Source organism: Mycobacterium sp. pV006 (assembly GCF_041287115.1).
Lineage (GTDB): Bacteria > Actinomycetota > Actinomycetes > Mycobacteriales > Mycobacteriaceae > Mycobacterium.
In genome coordinates this window covers 129,238-145,260 of record NZ_JBGGKT010000003.1, presented here as the reverse complement: position 1 = coordinate 145,260, position 16,023 = coordinate 129,238, and the positions used below count along the sequence as shown (strand labels likewise).

General features: G+C 68.6%; 14 protein-coding genes. All 14 read left to right on the top strand.

Annotated features, from left to right (window positions below; genetic code table 11):
• The first annotated feature begins 24 nt into the window (after positions 1–24).
• The 14 genes from lspA (at position 25) to ACAG25_RS06625 (ending at position 16,016) form a co-directional block, all read left to right on the top strand.
• Entirely contained in the window at positions 25–603 is a 579-nt protein-coding gene (lspA, locus tag ACAG25_RS06690; RefSeq protein ID WP_370487544.1) for a signal peptidase II, read from the top strand.
• Complete coding sequence (locus ACAG25_RS06685) at positions 600–1,529, top strand: RluA family pseudouridine synthase (protein WP_370487543.1); 930 nt, start codon at positions 600–602, stop codon at positions 1,527–1,529. The genes lspA and ACAG25_RS06685 overlap by 4 nt, the downstream gene beginning before the upstream one ends.
• On the top strand, positions 1,526–2,422 hold the full coding sequence (gene rarD, locus ACAG25_RS06680; RefSeq protein WP_370487542.1) for an EamA family transporter RarD: 897 nt from the start codon (positions 1,526–1,528) through the stop codon (positions 2,420–2,422). The genes ACAG25_RS06685 and rarD overlap by 4 nt, the downstream gene beginning before the upstream one ends.
• Before the next feature lie 59 nt (positions 2,423–2,481).
• Entirely contained in the window at positions 2,482–6,057 is a 3,576-nt protein-coding gene (gene dnaE, locus ACAG25_RS06675; protein ID WP_370487541.1) for a DNA polymerase III subunit alpha, read from the top strand.
• A complete protein-coding gene (locus ACAG25_RS06670) occupies positions 6,054–7,253 on the top strand; it encodes an MFS transporter (protein ID WP_370487540.1) in 1,200 nt (399 codons plus the stop codon). Before dnaE ends, ACAG25_RS06670 begins: the two co-directional genes overlap by 4 nt.
• A 68-nt stretch (positions 7,254–7,321) precedes the next feature.
• Positions 7,322–7,852: a hypothetical protein gene (locus tag ACAG25_RS06665; protein ID WP_370487539.1), complete on the top strand. Its 531-nt coding sequence runs from the start codon at positions 7,322–7,324 to the stop codon at positions 7,850–7,852.
• Positions 7,849–8,760, top strand: a complete 912-nt coding sequence (locus ACAG25_RS06660) for an ABC transporter substrate-binding protein (RefSeq protein WP_370487538.1) — start codon at positions 7,849–7,851, stop codon at positions 8,758–8,760. The genes ACAG25_RS06665 and ACAG25_RS06660 overlap by 4 nt, the downstream gene beginning before the upstream one ends.
• Entirely contained in the window at positions 8,757–9,824 is a 1,068-nt protein-coding gene (locus ACAG25_RS06655) for an ABC transporter substrate-binding protein (protein ID WP_370487537.1), read from the top strand. Before ACAG25_RS06660 ends, ACAG25_RS06655 begins: the two co-directional genes overlap by 4 nt.
• Positions 9,821–10,714, top strand: a complete 894-nt coding sequence (locus ACAG25_RS06650; RefSeq protein ID WP_370487536.1) for an ABC transporter permease — start codon at positions 9,821–9,823, stop codon at positions 10,712–10,714. Before ACAG25_RS06655 ends, ACAG25_RS06650 begins: the two co-directional genes overlap by 4 nt.
• Positions 10,711–11,529 (top strand): ABC transporter ATP-binding protein, encoded by an 819-nt coding sequence (locus tag ACAG25_RS06645; RefSeq protein WP_370487535.1) that lies wholly within the window; start codon positions 10,711–10,713, stop codon positions 11,527–11,529. The genes ACAG25_RS06650 and ACAG25_RS06645 overlap by 4 nt, the downstream gene beginning before the upstream one ends.
• A complete protein-coding gene (locus tag ACAG25_RS06640; RefSeq protein ID WP_370487534.1) occupies positions 11,526–12,413 on the top strand; it encodes a carbon-nitrogen hydrolase family protein in 888 nt (295 codons plus the stop codon). The genes ACAG25_RS06645 and ACAG25_RS06640 overlap by 4 nt, the downstream gene beginning before the upstream one ends.
• The gene (locus tag ACAG25_RS06635) at positions 12,410–13,933 is read left to right on the top strand and encodes an amidohydrolase family protein (RefSeq protein WP_370487533.1); all 1,524 of its coding nucleotides are present in this window, start codon (positions 12,410–12,412) and stop codon (positions 13,931–13,933) included. The genes ACAG25_RS06640 and ACAG25_RS06635 overlap by 4 nt, the downstream gene beginning before the upstream one ends.
• Positions 13,930–15,312, top strand: coding sequence for a dihydropyrimidinase (gene hydA, locus ACAG25_RS06630; protein WP_370487532.1), 1,383 nt, complete (start codon positions 13,930–13,932; stop codon positions 15,310–15,312). The genes ACAG25_RS06635 and hydA overlap by 4 nt, the downstream gene beginning before the upstream one ends.
• Positions 15,309–16,016 (top strand): GntR family transcriptional regulator, encoded by a 708-nt coding sequence (locus ACAG25_RS06625; RefSeq protein ID WP_370487531.1) that lies wholly within the window; start codon positions 15,309–15,311, stop codon positions 16,014–16,016. Before hydA ends, ACAG25_RS06625 begins: the two co-directional genes overlap by 4 nt.
• Positions 16,017–16,023 lie beyond the last annotated feature (7 nt).

Here is a 16,023-nt window from a genome sequence, read left to right as displayed (position 1 = left end):
TTCCGGTTTTGCGATGATGGTCGCGTGACAGACGAAACCGCCGAGCCGGCTGCGGACGACCAGCGCGCGCAGCCCGCGCCGCGACGCCGGGTGCGTCTGCTGTTCGGGGTGGCAGCGGTGGTCCTCCTCGTGGACATCGTCACCAAGGTCCTGGCCGTCGAACTGCTCACCCCCGGACAGCCGGTGTCGATCATCGGCGACACCGTGACGTGGACGCTGGTGCGCAACTCGGGGGCCGCGTTCTCCCTGGCCACCGGCTACACCTGGGTGCTGACGCTGGTCGCCACCGGTGTGGTCATCGGCATCATCTGGATGGGCCGACGCCTGGTCTCGCCGTGGTGGGCGATCGGGCTGGGCATGATCCTCGGCGGCGCCATGGGCAACTTGGTCGACCGATTCTTCCGGTCGCCGGGGCCGCTGCAGGGCCATGTCGTCGACTTCCTGTCGATCGGGTGGTGGCCGGTGTTCAACGTCGCCGATCCTGCGGTCGTCGGCGGGGCCATCCTGTTGGTGGTGTTGTCGTTGTTCGGGTTCGACTTCGATTCCCCGGGCAGGCGCGAGCCCGACAGCGGTGAAGATCCCGGCGAGGCAGAAACGGCATGACCACGCGGTCGATGCCGGTGCCCGAGGGATTGGCCGGCATGCGGGTCGACGCGGGCCTGGCTCGCCTGCTCGGATTGTCGCGGACGGCCGCGGCGGCGCTGGCCGAGGACGGCGGCGTCGAACTCGACGGCACGGTCGCTGCGAAGTCGGACAAGCTGACCGCCGGGGCCTGGTTGGAGGTTCGGCTGCCGGAAGCGCCGGCACCGGTGGAGAACACGCCCGTCGAGATCGAGGGCATGGACATCCTGTACTCCGACGACGACATCGTCGCCGTCGACAAGCCGCCCGGCGTGGCAGCGCACGCCACGGTGGGCTGGCACGGGCCGACCGTGCTGGGCGGGCTGGCGGCCGCCGGCTTCCGGATCAGCACCTCAGGCATCCACGAGCGTCAGGGCATCGTGCACCGCCTCGACGTCGGCACCTCCGGAGTGATGGTGGTGGCGCTCTCGGAGCGCGCCTACACGGTCCTCAAGCGGGCCTTCAAGGCGCGCACGGTGGAGAAGCGGTATCACGCAATGGTGCAAGGTCATCCGGACCCGTCGAGCGGGACCATCGACGCGCCGATCGGTCGGCACCGCGGCCACGACTGGAAGTTCGCGGTCGTCGAGGGCGGCCGGCACAGCATCACCCACTACGACACGCTCGAAGCGCACCGCGCCGCGAGCCTGCTCGACATCGAACTCGAGACCGGACGCACCCACCAGATCCGGGTGCACTTCGCCGCGCTGCACCATCCGTGCTGCGGCGACCTGACCTACGGCGCCGACCCGACGCTGGCCAAGCGGCTCGGTCTCGAGCGGCAGTGGCTGCACGCGCGGTCGCTGGCGTTCGCGCATCCCGCCGACGGTCGGCGCGTCGAGATCATCAGCGAGTACCCGCGTGATCTGCAGCAGGCGCTCGACGCATTGCGCCACCCCGACCCGTGAGGTCCGGACTGCTCTTCGGGGTGGGCGCATACGGGATGTGGGGCATGTTCCCGGCGTTCTTCCCCCTGCTCAAACCCGCCGGTGCGGTCGAGGTGCTCGCCCACCGGATCATCTGGAGCTTCCTGCTGATGGTCGTCGTGGTGGCCGTCGTGCGCCGGATGGGCGACCTGCGCCGGATCACCCGACGGGAATGGCTGCTGCTGACCGCGGCCGCGGCGCTGATCTCGGTCAACTGGCTGATCTATGTGTACGCCGTCAACAACGGACATGTCGTCGACGCGGCGCTGGGCTATTTCATCAACCCGTTGGTGTCGATCGCGCTGGGCATGCTGATGTTCCGGGAGACGCTGAACCGGTGGCAGATCGGAGCGCTGGCGCTCGCGGTGGTGGCGGTGGTGGTCCTGACCGTCAGTCTCGGAGAACTGCCCCTGGTCGGGCTGGGGTTGGCGTTCTCGTTCGGTCTCTACGGCGCGGTGAAGAAGCTGGTGCCCACCGACCCGCGGGTCAGCGTCGGCGTGGAGGCGGGACTGGCCACGCCGGTGGCGCTCGTCTACGTGATCGTCGCGCAGGCCGCCGGGCACGCCACGTTCACAGCGCACGGAGGCGGGCACGTCGCGCTGATGATCTCGGCGGGCATCCTGACCGCGCTGCCGCTGCTGTGCTTTGCTGCCGCGGCGCAGCGACTGCCGTTGGTGACGCTGGGCCTGCTGTTCTACATGACCCCGGCGATGCAATTGACGTGGGGCGTGCTCGTCGGCGGCGAGCCGATGCCGCCGGCGCGCTGGGTCGGCTTCGCCCTGATCTGGGTGGCGCTTTTGCTGTTCACCGTGGACGCGGTGCGCCGCGCCCGCACCGGTCGGCGGGGTGCGAACGTCGTCGACGCCGTGGCCTGAAGACACGCCTCCCCGACACGCCGAGCGGTGTCGGTGGGCGGCCATAGACTCTGGTGCCTATGGCTGACCCGTCTGATCCTCGCGCGGGCGCTGCTGGCGGCGCCTCCTTTGTGCACCTGCACAATCACACCGAGTACTCGATGCTCGACGGCGCCGCGAAGGTCAAGCCGATGCTGGCCGAGGCGCAGCGCCTGGAGATGCCGGCCATCGGCATGACCGACCACGGAAACATGTTCGGCGCCAGCGAGTTCTACAACGCCGCCACCGCGGCCGGCATCAAGCCGATCATCGGCATCGAGGCCTACATCGCGCCGGCGTCGCGGTTCGAGACCAAGCGCGTGCAGTGGGGCGACCCGAGCCAGAAGAGCGACGACGTCTCCGGCAGCGGGTCCTACACGCACATGACGATGGTCGCCGAGAACGCGACCGGGCTGCGCAACCTGTTCAAGTTGTCGTCCCTGGCGTCGTTCGAGGGCCAGCTCGGCAAGTGGGCGCGCATGGACGCCGAGATCATCGCCGAGCACGCCGAGGGGATCATCGCCACCACGGGCTGCCCGTCGGGCGAGGTGCAGACCAGGCTGCGGCTGGGTCACGAGCGCGAGGCACTCGAGGCCGCGGCCAAGTGGCGCGAGATCTTCGGCCCGGAGAACTTCTTCCTCGAGCTGATGGACCACGGCCTCGACATCGAGCGCCGGGTCCGCGAGGGTCTGCTCGACATCGGCAACAAACTCGGCATCCCGCCGCTGGCCACCAACGACTGCCACTACGTCACCCGCGACGCCGCCCAGAACCACGAGGCGCTGCTGTGCATCCAGACCGGCAAGACGCTGTCGGATCCCACGCGCTTCAAGTTCGACGGTGACGGTTACTACCTGAAGTCGGCGGGCGAGATGCGTGCGCTGTGGGACGGCCAGGTTCCCGGGGCCTGCGACTCGACGCTGCTGATCGCCGAGCGTGTGCAGTCCTATGCCGACGTGTGGAAACCGCGTGACCGCATGCCGATCTTCCCGGTCCCCGAGGGGCACGACCAGGCCTCGTGGCTGCACCACGAGGTGATGGAGGGGTTGAGGCGGCGTTTCCCGGCCGGGGTCGGGCAGGACTACATCGACCGCGCCGAGTACGAGATCAAGGTCATCTGCGACAAGGGTTTCCCGTCCTACTTCCTCATCGTCGCCGACCTGATCAACTACGCGAAGTCGGTCGACATCCGGGTCGGGCCCGGTCGCGGTTCGGCCGCGGGTTCGCTGGTGGCCTACGCGCTGGGCATCACAAACATCGACCCCATCCCGCACGGCCTGCTGTTCGAGCGGTTCCTCAACCCCGAACGCCCGTCGGCGCCCGACATCGACATCGACTTCGACGACCGCCGCCGCGGCGAGATGCTGCGGTACGCGGCCAACAAGTGGGGCAGCGACCGCGTGGCGCAGGTCATCACGTTCGGCACCATCAAGACCAAGGCGGCGTTGAAGGATGCCGCCCGTGTGCATTACGGGCAGCCGGGCTTCGCGATCGCCGACCGGATCACCAAGGCGCTCCCGCCGCCGATCATGGCCAAGGACATCCCGGTCTCGGGGATCACCGACCCGACCCATGAGCGGTACAAGGAGGCCGCCGAGGTCCGGGCGCTGATCGACACCGACCCCGACGTGCGCACCATCTACGAGACCGCACGCGGTCTGGAGGGGCTGGTCCGTAACGCCGGCGTGCACGCGTGCGCGGTGATCATGAGCTCCGAACCGCTGATCGACGCGATCCCGCTGTGGCGGCGACCGCAGGACGGCGCGATCATCACCGGCTGGGACTACCCGTCGTGTGAGGACATCGGCCTGCTGAAGATGGACTTCCTCGGGCTGCGCAACCTGACGATCATCGGCGACTGCATCGAGAACATCAAGACCAACCGCGGTGTCGACGTCGACCTGGAGTCACTGGCGCTCGACGATCCGAAGGCCTACGAACTGCTCGGCCGCGGCGACACCCTCGGTGTGTTCCAGCTCGACGGCGGGCCGATGCGGGACCTGCTGCGCCGCATGCAGCCCACCGAGTTCAACGACATCGTCGCGGTGCTGGCGCTCTACCGTCCCGGACCCATGGGCATGAACGCCCACAACGATTACGCCGACCGCAAGAACGGTCGCCAGCCGATCAAGCCGATCCATCCCGAGCTCGAGGAACCGCTCAAGGACATCCTCGCCGAGACCTACGGCCTGATCGTCTACCAAGAGCAGATCATGTTCATCGCGCAGAAGGTCGCGTCCTACACCATGGGCAAGGCCGATGCGCTGCGAAAAGCCATGGGCAAGAAGAAGCTCGAAGTGCTTGAGGCCGAGTACCAGGGCTTCCGCGAGGGGATGACCGCGAACGGTTTCTCCGAGGGCGCGGTGAAAGCCCTGTGGGACACCATCCTTCCGTTCGCCGGATACGCGTTCAACAAGTCGCACGCGGCCGGCTACGGGCTGGTGTCGTACTGGACGGCCTACCTGAAGGCGAACTACCCCGCCGAGTACATGGCGGGTCTGCTGACCTCCGTCGGTGACGACAAGGACAAGGCCGCGGTGTATCTGGCCGACTGCCGCCGACTCGGCATCACGGTGCTGCCGCCCGATGTCAACGAGTCGGTGCAGAACTTCACCTCGGTGGGCGACGACATCCGGTTCGGGCTGGGCGCCATCCGCAACGTGGGCGCCAACGTCGTCACCTCGCTGGTGAACACCCGCGCCGAGAAGGGCAAGTACACCGATTTCTCGGACTATCTGAACAAGATCGACATCGCGGCCTGCAACAAGAAGGTCACCGAATCGTTGATCAAGGCCGGCGCGTTCGATTCACTGGGGCATCCGCGCAAGGGGTTGTTCCTGGTGCACGCCGACGCGGTCGACTCGGTCCTCGGTACCAAGAAGGCCGAAGCGATGGGGCAGTTCGACCTGTTCGGCGGCGGCGACAGTGACGGGGACACCGGTGATTCCGCGTTCACCATCCGCGTGCCCGACGAGGAGTGGGAGGACAAGCACAAGCTGGCGCTGGAGCGCGAGATGCTCGGCCTCTACGTGTCGGGCCATCCGCTCAACGGCATCGCCCACATGCTGGCCGCTCAGGTCGACACCCAGATCCCGGCCATCCTCGACGGCGACGTCGCCAACGACACCCAGGTCCGCGTCGGCGGCATCCTCGCCTCGGTCAACCGCCGCGTCAACAAGAACGGATTGCCATGGGCCTCGGCGCAATTGGAGGACCTCACCGGCGGCATCGAGGTGCTGTTCTTCCCGCAGACCTACTCGATGTTCGGAGCCGAGATCGCCGACGACGTCGTGGTTCTGATCGGCGCCAAGGTGGCCATCCGCGACGACAGGATCTCGCTGATCGCCAACGAGCTTGTGGTGCCCGACTTCTCGAGCGCCCAGACCAACCGCCCGGTGGCGGTGAGCCTGCCCACCCGGCAGTGCACCGTCGACAAGGTCAGTGCCCTCAAGCAGGTGCTGGCCCGGCATCCCGGTCCGGCGCAGGTGCACCTGCGCCTGATCAGCGGTGAGCGCATCACCACGCTGGAACTCGACCAGTCGCTGCGGGTCACGCCGTCGTCGGCGTTGATGGGTGACCTGAAGGAGTTGCTGGGCCCGGGCTGCCTCGGCGGATGACCGCGCGTCCGCCGACGCGACTGAGCGCATGGCGGTTCGTCACGACCTTCGGCGTGATCAGCCTGCTCGCCGACATCGTCTACGAGGGTGCGCGTTCGATCACCGGCCCGCTACTGGCGTCGCTGGGTGCCACAGCCGTCGTGGTGGGCGTGGTGACCGGTGTGGGGGAGGCCGCGGCGTTGGTGCTGCGTGTCGTCTCGGGTCCACTGGCCGACCGCACCGGCCGGTTCTGGGCGTGGGCCATCGCCGGCTACTTCCTGACCGTGGCCACCGTCCCGTTCCTCGGGGTGGCGGGCGCGCTGTGGGTCGCTGCGGCGCTGGTGATCGCCGAGCGCGTCGGCAAAGCCGTCCGCAGCCCGGCCAAGGACACGCTGCTGTCGCACGCGACCGCCGTCACCGGCCGCGGCCGCGGTTTCGCCGTCCACGAGGCGATGGACCAGATCGGGGCGTTCGCCGGACCGCTCGCGGTGGCGGCCATGCTGGTGGCGTTCGACGGTGACTACGGGCCGACGTTCGCGCTGCTGGCGATCCCCGGTCTGGGCGTGGTCGCACTGCTGTTCTGGCTGCGCTCGGTGGTCCCGCAGCCCGACCTCTACGAGGTGCAGACTCCGACGCGGCCGCGCGGGCCGGCGCGGACCTTCGTCCGGACGCTGCCCCGCTCGTTCTGGGTGTACTCGGGCTTCTCCGCGCTGACGATGACGGGTTTTGCGACGTTCGGGGTGTTGTCGTTCCATCAGGTCACATCCGGGTTGGCCCCGGTGGCGGCGATACCGCTGATCTACGCCGCGGCGATGGCCGCCGACGCCGTCGCTGCGCTGATCATCGGGTGGCGATACGACCGGGTCGGTCCCCGCGTGCTCGGCTGGCTCCCGGTGCTCGCCGCGCTGGTTCCCGTTCTGGCGTTCGGTGACCACATCGCGATGGTCGTTGCGGGCGCCCTGGTCTGGGGTGCGGCGGTGGGCATCCAGGAGTCGACGTTGCGTGCGGTGGTGGCCGATCTCGTCGAACCGGGCCGGCGCGCCACGGCCTACGGCATGTACGCCGCGGTGATCGGGGTGGCAGCCGCCGCGGGCGGAGCACTCACCGGATTCCTTTACTCGCAGTCGATTACGGCACTGATCGTCGTCGTCACCGCGATCCAGGTCCTGGCGCTGGGGTTGCTTCCCGTGGTGCGCCGCACCGCGGCACTGCGGTGAGGAACCGGTAACACGACAGGGCGTCTCGGGTAACACCTCCGAAACAGCAGATGCATCTAATGCTCTGCATGCGTTGTATACAGGACACAACGGGCGGGCTCACCGTCATGGAATGGGCGGGACCGGCGCCGGACGAGGCGTTCACCGACCTCGCGCGGGTGGTCAGCCGTCGTCTGCACATCGCGGCCGGCGACGGTCGCCCGTGCTGCGCCTCGGAACTCGAACTGGTGGCCGTCGCAGCCGGTGACGGCACCCTGCCGGGCGGCACCCGCGCGGCGCTGGAACCGCTGGCACCGGGCCGAGCGGTCGCCTCGACCGAGCTCGAGGCCGTGCTCGGCGGCTGGATCGCCATGCCCGGCTTGGACATTCGCGTGGTTGCCACCGCCGACCTGGGTGGCCCGGCGATCGCGATCTCCTATGACGACGCCGCGGCGATGTTGGCGGCCGACCGGGACGGCCGGCTCGTGGTGCGCACCGTCGCGGTCACCACGGGCCCACCGCGGCCCGCGCAGGGCTGGCGGGTCCTCGGTAGCGGGTTCGGCCAGGTGGCGGCCTCGAGCGCCCTGATCGAGGGACACCGCGCGGGGTGCGCGGCATGAGCGAGACCCTGATCCTGACCCACGGCTGCTCGCTGTCGAACCTCCCGCTGTTCGTCGCCGTCGGCGAAGGGCTGTTCGCCGACGAAGGGCTGCGGGTGGAGGCCCCCTACTTCGCCGACATCAGCTCCACCGCAGAGCTTCTCGCCACCGGCGTGGCCGACCTCGGCACCGCGGGCTTCACCCAGCCGCTGATCGATTCCTGGCGTCCGGACCCGCCGGTCCTAGTCGCCGGCAGCGGTCTGATGGGCGTCTTCGTGTTCACCCGCGAACCGATGCCCGACGCGTCCCGGCTGGCCGGCGCACCGGTCGGCACCTTCCGCACCGACCCCATGGAGGTTCTGCTGCACGACGTCCTGGCCGCCGCCGGGTTGGCCATGACCGATGTCGAGATCCGGTACTTCGACGTGCTCGACGACGCGATCGAGGCGTTCACGGCCGGAGATCTGGCCGCGCTGACGCTCGCCGAACCGTATGCCGGTCGGGTGCGCGCTGCGGGCGGGCACGTCCTCAGCGGCGGCACCGACGTCTGGGGGTACCCGTTCCCCGACACCACGCTGGTGGCCTCCCGCCGGTTCCTGCGGGAACGTCCCGAACAGGTGCGCGCGGCGATCCGGGCGATGCTGCGTGCCTACGACGTGATCGTCGCCGACCTGCCGGGCTCGCTGCGGCACGCGCAGAAGTATTTCCCCGGATACGGCCTCGAAGAACTCGTCGACGCCGTCGGACGCCAACCCTCGATGGTCGACATCCGCCACCTCATCGACGTCGTCTACGGGAGATGGGACACCGTGCGGTCACTGGCACTGGTTCCCGAGGACGCCGAATTCCCGTTACACGCCGTCGATCTCGATCTGCTCAACGCCGAGCTCGCCACCGTCCCCGCCGCCGTCAAGGAGAACACCCGATGAGAGACAGACTCGATGCGCCCGTCAGCCGCCGCATATTCTTCCGTAACACCGCCATCGCCGGGGCAGCGGTCGCGGTCCCGGCCTGGTTGCTCAGCGGGTGTTCCGGCGCCGGTACCGCCGGCACCGCTGCCCCCGACGCGGCGGGGATGACCACGTTGAAGGCCACCCACGGAACGGGGTTGTGCAACCTGGGCATCTTCCTGACCAAGGAGCGCAAGCTCAGCGAACCGGGCGGCGCCGCAATTGAATTCGTCGTGACACCGACCAACGCCGATATCGTCACACTGTTCGGCGCCGGCCAGGTCGACATGTCGCTGGTGCCCTACACCCAATTCCTCACGCTGTACGACGCGGGCGCCCCGGTGACCGTCGTGGCCGGTGGTGGTGTCGAGGGATGCTCGATCGTGGCCCGGGAGGGCATCAACTCCGCGGCGGACATGAAGGGCAAGACGTTGGGCACCTTCCAGGCCGACACCCTCGAGATGCTGCCGTACGACTACCTGCAGAAGGCGGGAATGTCGTTCGGGGACATCGAGGTCCGCTACTTCGGGACCTCGCCGGAACTCGCCCAGGCCTTCATCAGCGGCTCCATCGACAGCATGTGCCACATCGAGCCCTACGTCACCCAGGCGCTGAACTCGCGTTCCGGGTCGGTGCTGCTGTCCGACGGCAAGGACGTCTACGGTCCCGGCTACACCGATTGCGTGCTCGCGGTGCGCAATCCGCTGCTGCAGGAGAACCCCGGCGCCGTCAAGGCGGTGATCAAGGGGCTGTTCGAGGCGCAGCAACAGACCGAGGCCGACCGCGCCGCCGCCGTCGAGGTGGCCGTCGGGACCTACTTCAAGACCAGCCTCGAGGACGCCCTGGATGCCTCGACCAAACAGCCCAACGTCGTCGACCAACGCAACAAGACCCAGTTCATGCTCGAGCGCGCCGTCGGCATGAAAGACCTCGGTTACCTCAAGAAGCTGCCCGACGAGAAGTTCGCCGACTGGTCGCTGCTCGAAGAGGTCATCAACGAGAACCAGAGCCTGTACAACTCGCTGAAGGTGAAGACCGCATGACCGCCATCACCCACATCGACCTGCCCGCGCCGCAACGGGCCACGGCGGCGCCCCGGCGCAAACCCACGCGGTATCGCCGCCTCGGGGTGGCCGCAGCGTGGTGGGTGGGGTCGGTCGCCCTGTTCGCCGGGATCTGGGAGCTCGCGTGGCTGCTGGGGTGGGCACCGGAGTTGCTGCTCCCGCCACCGCACATCTTCCTGCAGGACTTCAGCAGTCAGGCGCAGTTCTTCGACACCGCGACCATCGGTGCCGAGCAGGCCACTCCGCTGGTGGCGGTGACGACCACGGTGCTCGCCACGGTCCTGCGCGTGCTGGCGGGCCTGGCGCTGGGTTTTCTCGCCAGCCTCGTCACCGGTGTCCTGATCAGCCAGTTCCTCCTGGTGCGCGGCCTGGTGTTGCCGACGGTCACGCTGCTCGCGCCGATCTCACCCATCGCGTGGTTGCCCGTGTCGATCTTCCTGTTCGGCATCGGCAACGGACCGGCGATCTTCATGGTCTTCATCGGCGTGTACTTCGTCATGACGCTGGCCACCATCGGCTTGATCAACGACGTACCGGCGACCTACGTCGACGTGGCCCGCACGATGGGCGCCTCGCGGCGCCAGATCCTGTTCCAGGTCATCCTGCCCTCGATCCTGCCCGGTCTGCTGCAGAGCCTGCGGCTGAACCTGTTCGCCGCGTGGATGGTGGTGCTGCTCGCCGAGGCCGTCGGCGTCGGCAGTGGGCTCGGCCAGGTGGTCATGTTGGCCCGGAACACCTTCAACTCGAGCCTGGTGTTCTTCTCGATGACCGTCATCGGGGTCGCCGGTTACCTGCTCGACGTCCTGTTCCGCCAGATGCAGACCCGGTTGCTGTGGTGGCAACCGGCCGGAAAGGGGGCCCTACGATGACGCAGCCGGCCACGGTGAGCAAGCAGGTCACCGGCGCGGTGCAGTGCCGCGCAGTCATTAAGGTGTTCGGCGACAACGGATCCGAGGTGGTCGCGGTCGATTCGGTCGATCTCGACGTGGCGGCCGGCGAGTTCGTCGTGATCCTCGGCCCCAGCGGTTGCGGAAAGAGCACGCTGCTGTCGATGATCGCCGGACTCGAGTCGATCACCTCCGGTGAGATCGTCGCCGACGGTGAGCCGGTGACCGGACCGGGTCCGGACCGGTGCATGATCTTCCAGCAGTCCTCGCTCTACCCGTGGATGTCGGTGGCCGACAACGTCGGTTTCGGTCTGAAGCTGCGCGGGATGCCCAAGGCGCAACGCCGGCAGACCGCGCGGGAGCTGCTGCAGACCATGGGGCTCGGCGACTTCGCCGACGCCCATCCCGACGGTCTGTCCGGCGGCATGCGGCAGCGCGCGGCGATCGCCCGCGCGCTGGCGATGCAGCCCCGGGTGCTGCTGATGGACGAACCGTTCGCCGCGCTCGACGTGCAGACCCGCGCCAAGCTGCAGAACTACATCGGCCAGGTCCGCGAGGAGAGCGGCGCCTCGGTACTGTTCGTCACCCACAGCATCGACGAAGCCGTCGCGCTGGCCGACCGGATCGTGGTCTTCACCGCCCGCCCCGGACGCATCAAGGCGATGGTCGAGGTCGACATGCCGCGGCCCCGCGACCCCCGGTCCCCGGAGTACCACTCGCTGCACGACCAGCTCGTCGACCTGCTGGCCGACGAGGTCGACCGCGCATTCGCACAACAGGAACGGGCGCGCACGTGAGCACACTCGTCGTGGCCGCCGCGCAGCTGCCGGCCTGCACCGACGACCGCGAGAAGAACCTCGCCGTCGTCGAGGCGGCGCTGGCCGACGCGGCCGCCGCGGGCGCGCAGCTCGTGGTGCTCCCGGAGCTGGCGGCCACCCCGTACTTCTGCGGTGAGCCGGTCGGCGCCTACCAGGACTGGGCAGAGCCGGTCCCCGGGCCGCAGAGCCACCGGATCGCCGCGCTGGCAGCAGATCTCGGCGTCGCCGTGGTCCTGCCCCTGTTCGAACGCGACGCCACCGCGCAGACGTTCCACAACGCCGCGGTGGTGCTCGACGGAGGCGAGGTCGTGCCGAGCATCGACCGCACCGGCGCTGCGCACCCCGTCGCGCGCAAACTGCACCTGCCGGTCGGTGACCATCCCGCACCCGGCTTCGACGAGCCCGCCCACTTCACGGCCGGCCGATGGCTCGGAGTGCACACCGTCCGCGGTGCCCGCATCGGGGTCCCGATCTGCTACGACCGGCGGTTCCCCGAGTGCTGGCGCGAACTGCGGGCCCTGCAGGCCGATCTGGTGACGGTCCCGGTCGCCGGCAGCGGCGGCGACAGCGTCGACTTCTTCCTCGCCGAACTGCGCACCCACGCCCGCGAGAACGGCGTCTTCGCCCTGGCCGCCAACAAGATCGGCGTCGAATGGGTCGGCGGTCACCCGATCGACAACTACGGCGAATCGTGCATCGTGGGGCCCGACGGGGAGATCATCGCGCACCGGCCCGGCCCCGACGGACCCGGCCTGGTGATCGCCGAACTCGACCTCGGCAGCCTCACCGAGACCCGCAGGGCCCTGCGCTATTTCGACCACCGCCGCACCGACCTGTTCCCCAACGCCGAGGAGATCCGATGACCACCCTGTTCCGCAACGCCCTCGTCGTCACCATGGACGACACCCACCGCAGCAACCCCATCCGGTCGGATGTGCTCGTCGTCGACGACCGGATCACCGCGGTAGGTCCCGATCTGGCTGTCCCCGAGGGGGCGCAGGTCATCGACTGCACGCACCGGCTGCTGATGCCCGGCCTCGTCAATGCCCACGTGCACTCGTGGGAAGCGCTGTTCAAAGGCCGCTACGACAACCTGCCGCTCGAGCTGTGGATGCTGCTGTCCTATCCGATCCTCGGCCTGGAACCGATGTCGGAGCGGCTGATCTACCTGCGCACCCTGCTGGTGGGCATGGAGTCGCTGCGCAACGGCGCCACCTGTCTGCTCGACGACGTGATCGAATCACCCACCCAGAGCCTGGCCGCGCTGGAAGCCGTCTTCGGTGGCTATGAGGACATCGGGATCCGGGCCAACTGCTCGGGCAACATCGTCAACCGGCACTACATCGACACGATCCCGTACGTCGACGAGATGGTGCCGCCCGACCTGCTCGCCGAGGCCCGCGCGATCACACCGCGGACCACCGAGGACTACCTGCAGTTCAGCAAGGAAGCGTTGACGCGCTTCCACGGCCGGGCAGGGCGCCTGCGCTACGTGATCGCCCCCAGCGGTCCGCAGCGGTGCACCGACGAGCTGTTCGTAGCGGCCGACGAGCTGTCCCGCGCGCACGACACGACCTTCCACGTGCACGTGCTGGAGACCAAGATGCAGGCCGTGACCGGCCGCGAATTCTACGGGTCGACGCTGGTCGAGTACCTGGATTCGCTCGGCGTGCTGACCGACCGCGCGACGCTGGCCCACGGAATCTGGTTGACCGACAGCGACATCGAACGCCTCGGTGCGGTCGGCGCCTCGGTGGCCCACAACCCGGTCTCGAATCTGAAGCTGGGCTCCGGCATCGCGCCGTGGCGCACCCTGCTCGACGCGGGAGTCAACATCGGCCTGGGCTCGGACGGCCTGTCCAGCAACGACTCGGCGCGCATGTTCGACGTGGTGAAGTTCGCGGCACTGCTGCACAAGGTGACCCAGCCCGACTTCGACATGTGGCCCACCGCCGACGAGGTGCTGTGGGCGGCCACCCGCGGCGGCGCCCGGTCGGCCCGGCTTGCCGACGAGGTCGGCGCGATCGCGCCCGGTCGCAAGGCCGACCTGGTGCTGTTGGACCTCAACGCACTGAACTTCACCCCGGCCAACGACATCGCCCAGCACCTGGTCTACGTGGAGAACGGTGACTCGATCACCGAGGTGTGGGTCGACGGCGAGGTGGTGGTGCGCGACGGACGCTGCCTGCACATCGACGAGGAGGCGGTCCTGGCCGAGGTGCGGGAACTCGGCGGCGAGTACCTGGCGCGCTATGCCGCGATCGAACAGCGCAATCACGCGCTGATGCCGCACTTCCGCGCGATCTATCAACGGTGCTGCCGAGAGGACATGGGCATCAACAGGTTCAGTGACGACGACCGGGCATGGGTGGGGACGCTGTGAGCCTGCTGATCAAAGGCGCGCGGGTGGTCACCGCCGCCGACGACTACATCGCCGACGTGTACGTCGCCGACGACAAGGTGACCACGATCGGTGCGGCGCTGGATCTGCCGGCCGACCAGGTGATCGACGCCAGCGGCTGTTATCTGCTGCCGGGCGGGGTGGATCCGCACACCCATCTGGCGTTTCGCATGGCCGACACGACCACCGCCGACGACTATGCGTCCGGCACGATCGCCGCGGCGATCGGCGGGACCACGACCGTGGTCAATTTCGCTCAGCAACGCCGGGGACAGCACCTGCGTGCCGCCATCGACGACGGACTGGCCGCCGCGGAGGGCAAGGCCGTCATCGATTACGCCCAGCACATCGTGATCACCGACCTGGCCGGCGAATCACTGGGGGAGATCGACGAACTGGTCTCCGAAGGTGTCACCAGTATCAAGATGTTCATGGCCTATCCGGGCGAGTTGATGGTCGACGACGCCACGCTGTTCCAGGTCATCGAACGCGCGGGCCAAGTCGGGGCGCTGTGTTGCATCCATGCCGAGAACGGTCCGGTGATCGATGTGCTGGTGCGGCGTGCGTTGGCCCAGGGCCGCACCAACCCGTCGTGGCACGGACGGACCCGTCCGGAACTGGCCGAGGCCGAGGCCACCCACCGGGCCATCGCGCTGGCCGAGATGGCCGATGCGCCCGTGTATTTCGTCCACCTCTCGTGTGCCGAGGCGCTGGCGGAGGTGACCGCTGCGCGTGACCGCGGCCGGCCGGTGTTCGCCGAGACGTGTCCGCACTACCTGTTCCTGGACTCCAGTGTCTACGACGATGAGAGCTTCGACACCGCCAAGTACGTGCTCACCCCTCCGCTGCGCCCCGCGCACCACCACGAGCATCTGTGGCGCGGTCTGCGCACCGACGACCTGCAGGTGGTGTCGACCGACCACTGCCCGTTCTGCCTGAACGGGCAGAAGACCATCGGCGCGCACGACTTCTCGCAGATTCCCAACGGCGGCCCGGGCATCGAGCACCGCTTGCAGCTGCTGTATTCCGGAGGTGTGGTGGCCGGCCATCTTTCGTTGCGCCGGATGGTCGACGTGTTCTCGACCACTCCGGCGCGGCTGTTCGGCCTCTTCCCGCGCAAGGGCACCATCGCGGTCGGCTCCGACGCCGATCTGGTGATCTTCGACCCGAACGGTGCGACGACCATCAGCGCCGAGACCCATCACATGAAGGTCGACTACAGCATGTACGAGGGCTGGCAGCTCACCGGTGCGGTGCGCACCGTCATCGCGGCCGGACGGCCCGTGGTCGTCGACGGGTTGTTCGTCGGCAAGCACGGCTCCGGGCGGTATCTGCGGCGCGATGCGAGCGGGCAACAGTGAACGGGCCCGAGCGTCTTCAGGGGGTGGCCTCGCTGTCGGTGCAGACCCGGCGCAAGACCTACGAACACGTGTACCGGGCGCTGCGGCACGCGCTGATCACCGGGCAGATCCCGCACGGCACCCATCTGGTGGAGACCGAGCTGGCCGCGCAGCTCGGGGTCAGCCGGACGCCGGTGCGGGATGCGTTGCGCCGCTTGGAGAGCGACGGTTTTGCCGAGCGCGGCAGCGCGGGCGGTCTGTGGTCACGCGGGATCGGCGCCGACGAGATCGAGGATCTGTTCCTGGTCCGCACGGAGCTGGAGAAGCTGGCCGCCCGGTTGGCCTGCGAGCGCGCCAAACCCGAGCAGTGGGCCGAACCCCGCGGGCTGCTGGTCACGATGGCCGAGGTGATCGACACGCACGGGGTCGGATCCGAGGAGTTCTCCGAGATCCATCTGGCGTTCCACAGCTCGATCTACCGCATCGCGTTCGGCGACCGCTTCGCCGGTCTGCTCGACGGCTACCTGCTGCAGTGTCTGGACGTGGCCGGCGAACTGAGTTACCGCGACCCGCAGCGCACTCTTCCCGCGGTCGAACAACACCAACTGCTGCTCACCGAATTGTGCAGTGGGGACGTCACGCGGGCCGTCGCTGCCGCCGAGTCCCACGTGCGCCGCGGCGCCGACGACGCGCAGCGCGCCCACACCGACACCGCGCTGTCCTGAATCCGAC

What these genes read in the sequence shown, in the direction of transcription:
- ACAG25_RS06685 (WP_370487543.1), top strand. Translation starts at nt 600, where the DNA reads ATGACCACGCGGTCGATGCCGGTGCCCGAGGGATTGGCCGGCATGCGG.
- dnaE (WP_370487541.1), top strand. Translation starts at nt 2,482, where the DNA reads ATGGCTGACCCGTCTGATCCTCGCGCGGGCGCTGCTGGCGGCGCCTCC.
- ACAG25_RS06670 (WP_370487540.1), top strand. Translation starts at nt 6,054, where the DNA reads ATGACCGCGCGTCCGCCGACGCGACTGAGCGCATGGCGGTTCGTCACG.
- ACAG25_RS06665 (WP_370487539.1), top strand. Translation starts at nt 7,322, where the DNA reads ATGCGTTGTATACAGGACACAACGGGCGGGCTCACCGTCATGGAATGG.
- ACAG25_RS06660 (WP_370487538.1), top strand. Translation starts at nt 7,849, where the DNA reads ATGAGCGAGACCCTGATCCTGACCCACGGCTGCTCGCTGTCGAACCTC.
- ACAG25_RS06655 (WP_370487537.1), top strand. Translation starts at nt 8,757, where the DNA reads ATGAGAGACAGACTCGATGCGCCCGTCAGCCGCCGCATATTCTTCCGT.
- ACAG25_RS06650 (WP_370487536.1), top strand. Translation starts at nt 9,821, where the DNA reads ATGACCGCCATCACCCACATCGACCTGCCCGCGCCGCAACGGGCCACG.
- ACAG25_RS06645 (WP_370487535.1), top strand. Translation starts at nt 10,711, where the DNA reads ATGACGCAGCCGGCCACGGTGAGCAAGCAGGTCACCGGCGCGGTGCAG.
- ACAG25_RS06635 (WP_370487533.1), top strand. Translation starts at nt 12,410, where the DNA reads ATGACCACCCTGTTCCGCAACGCCCTCGTCGTCACCATGGACGACACC.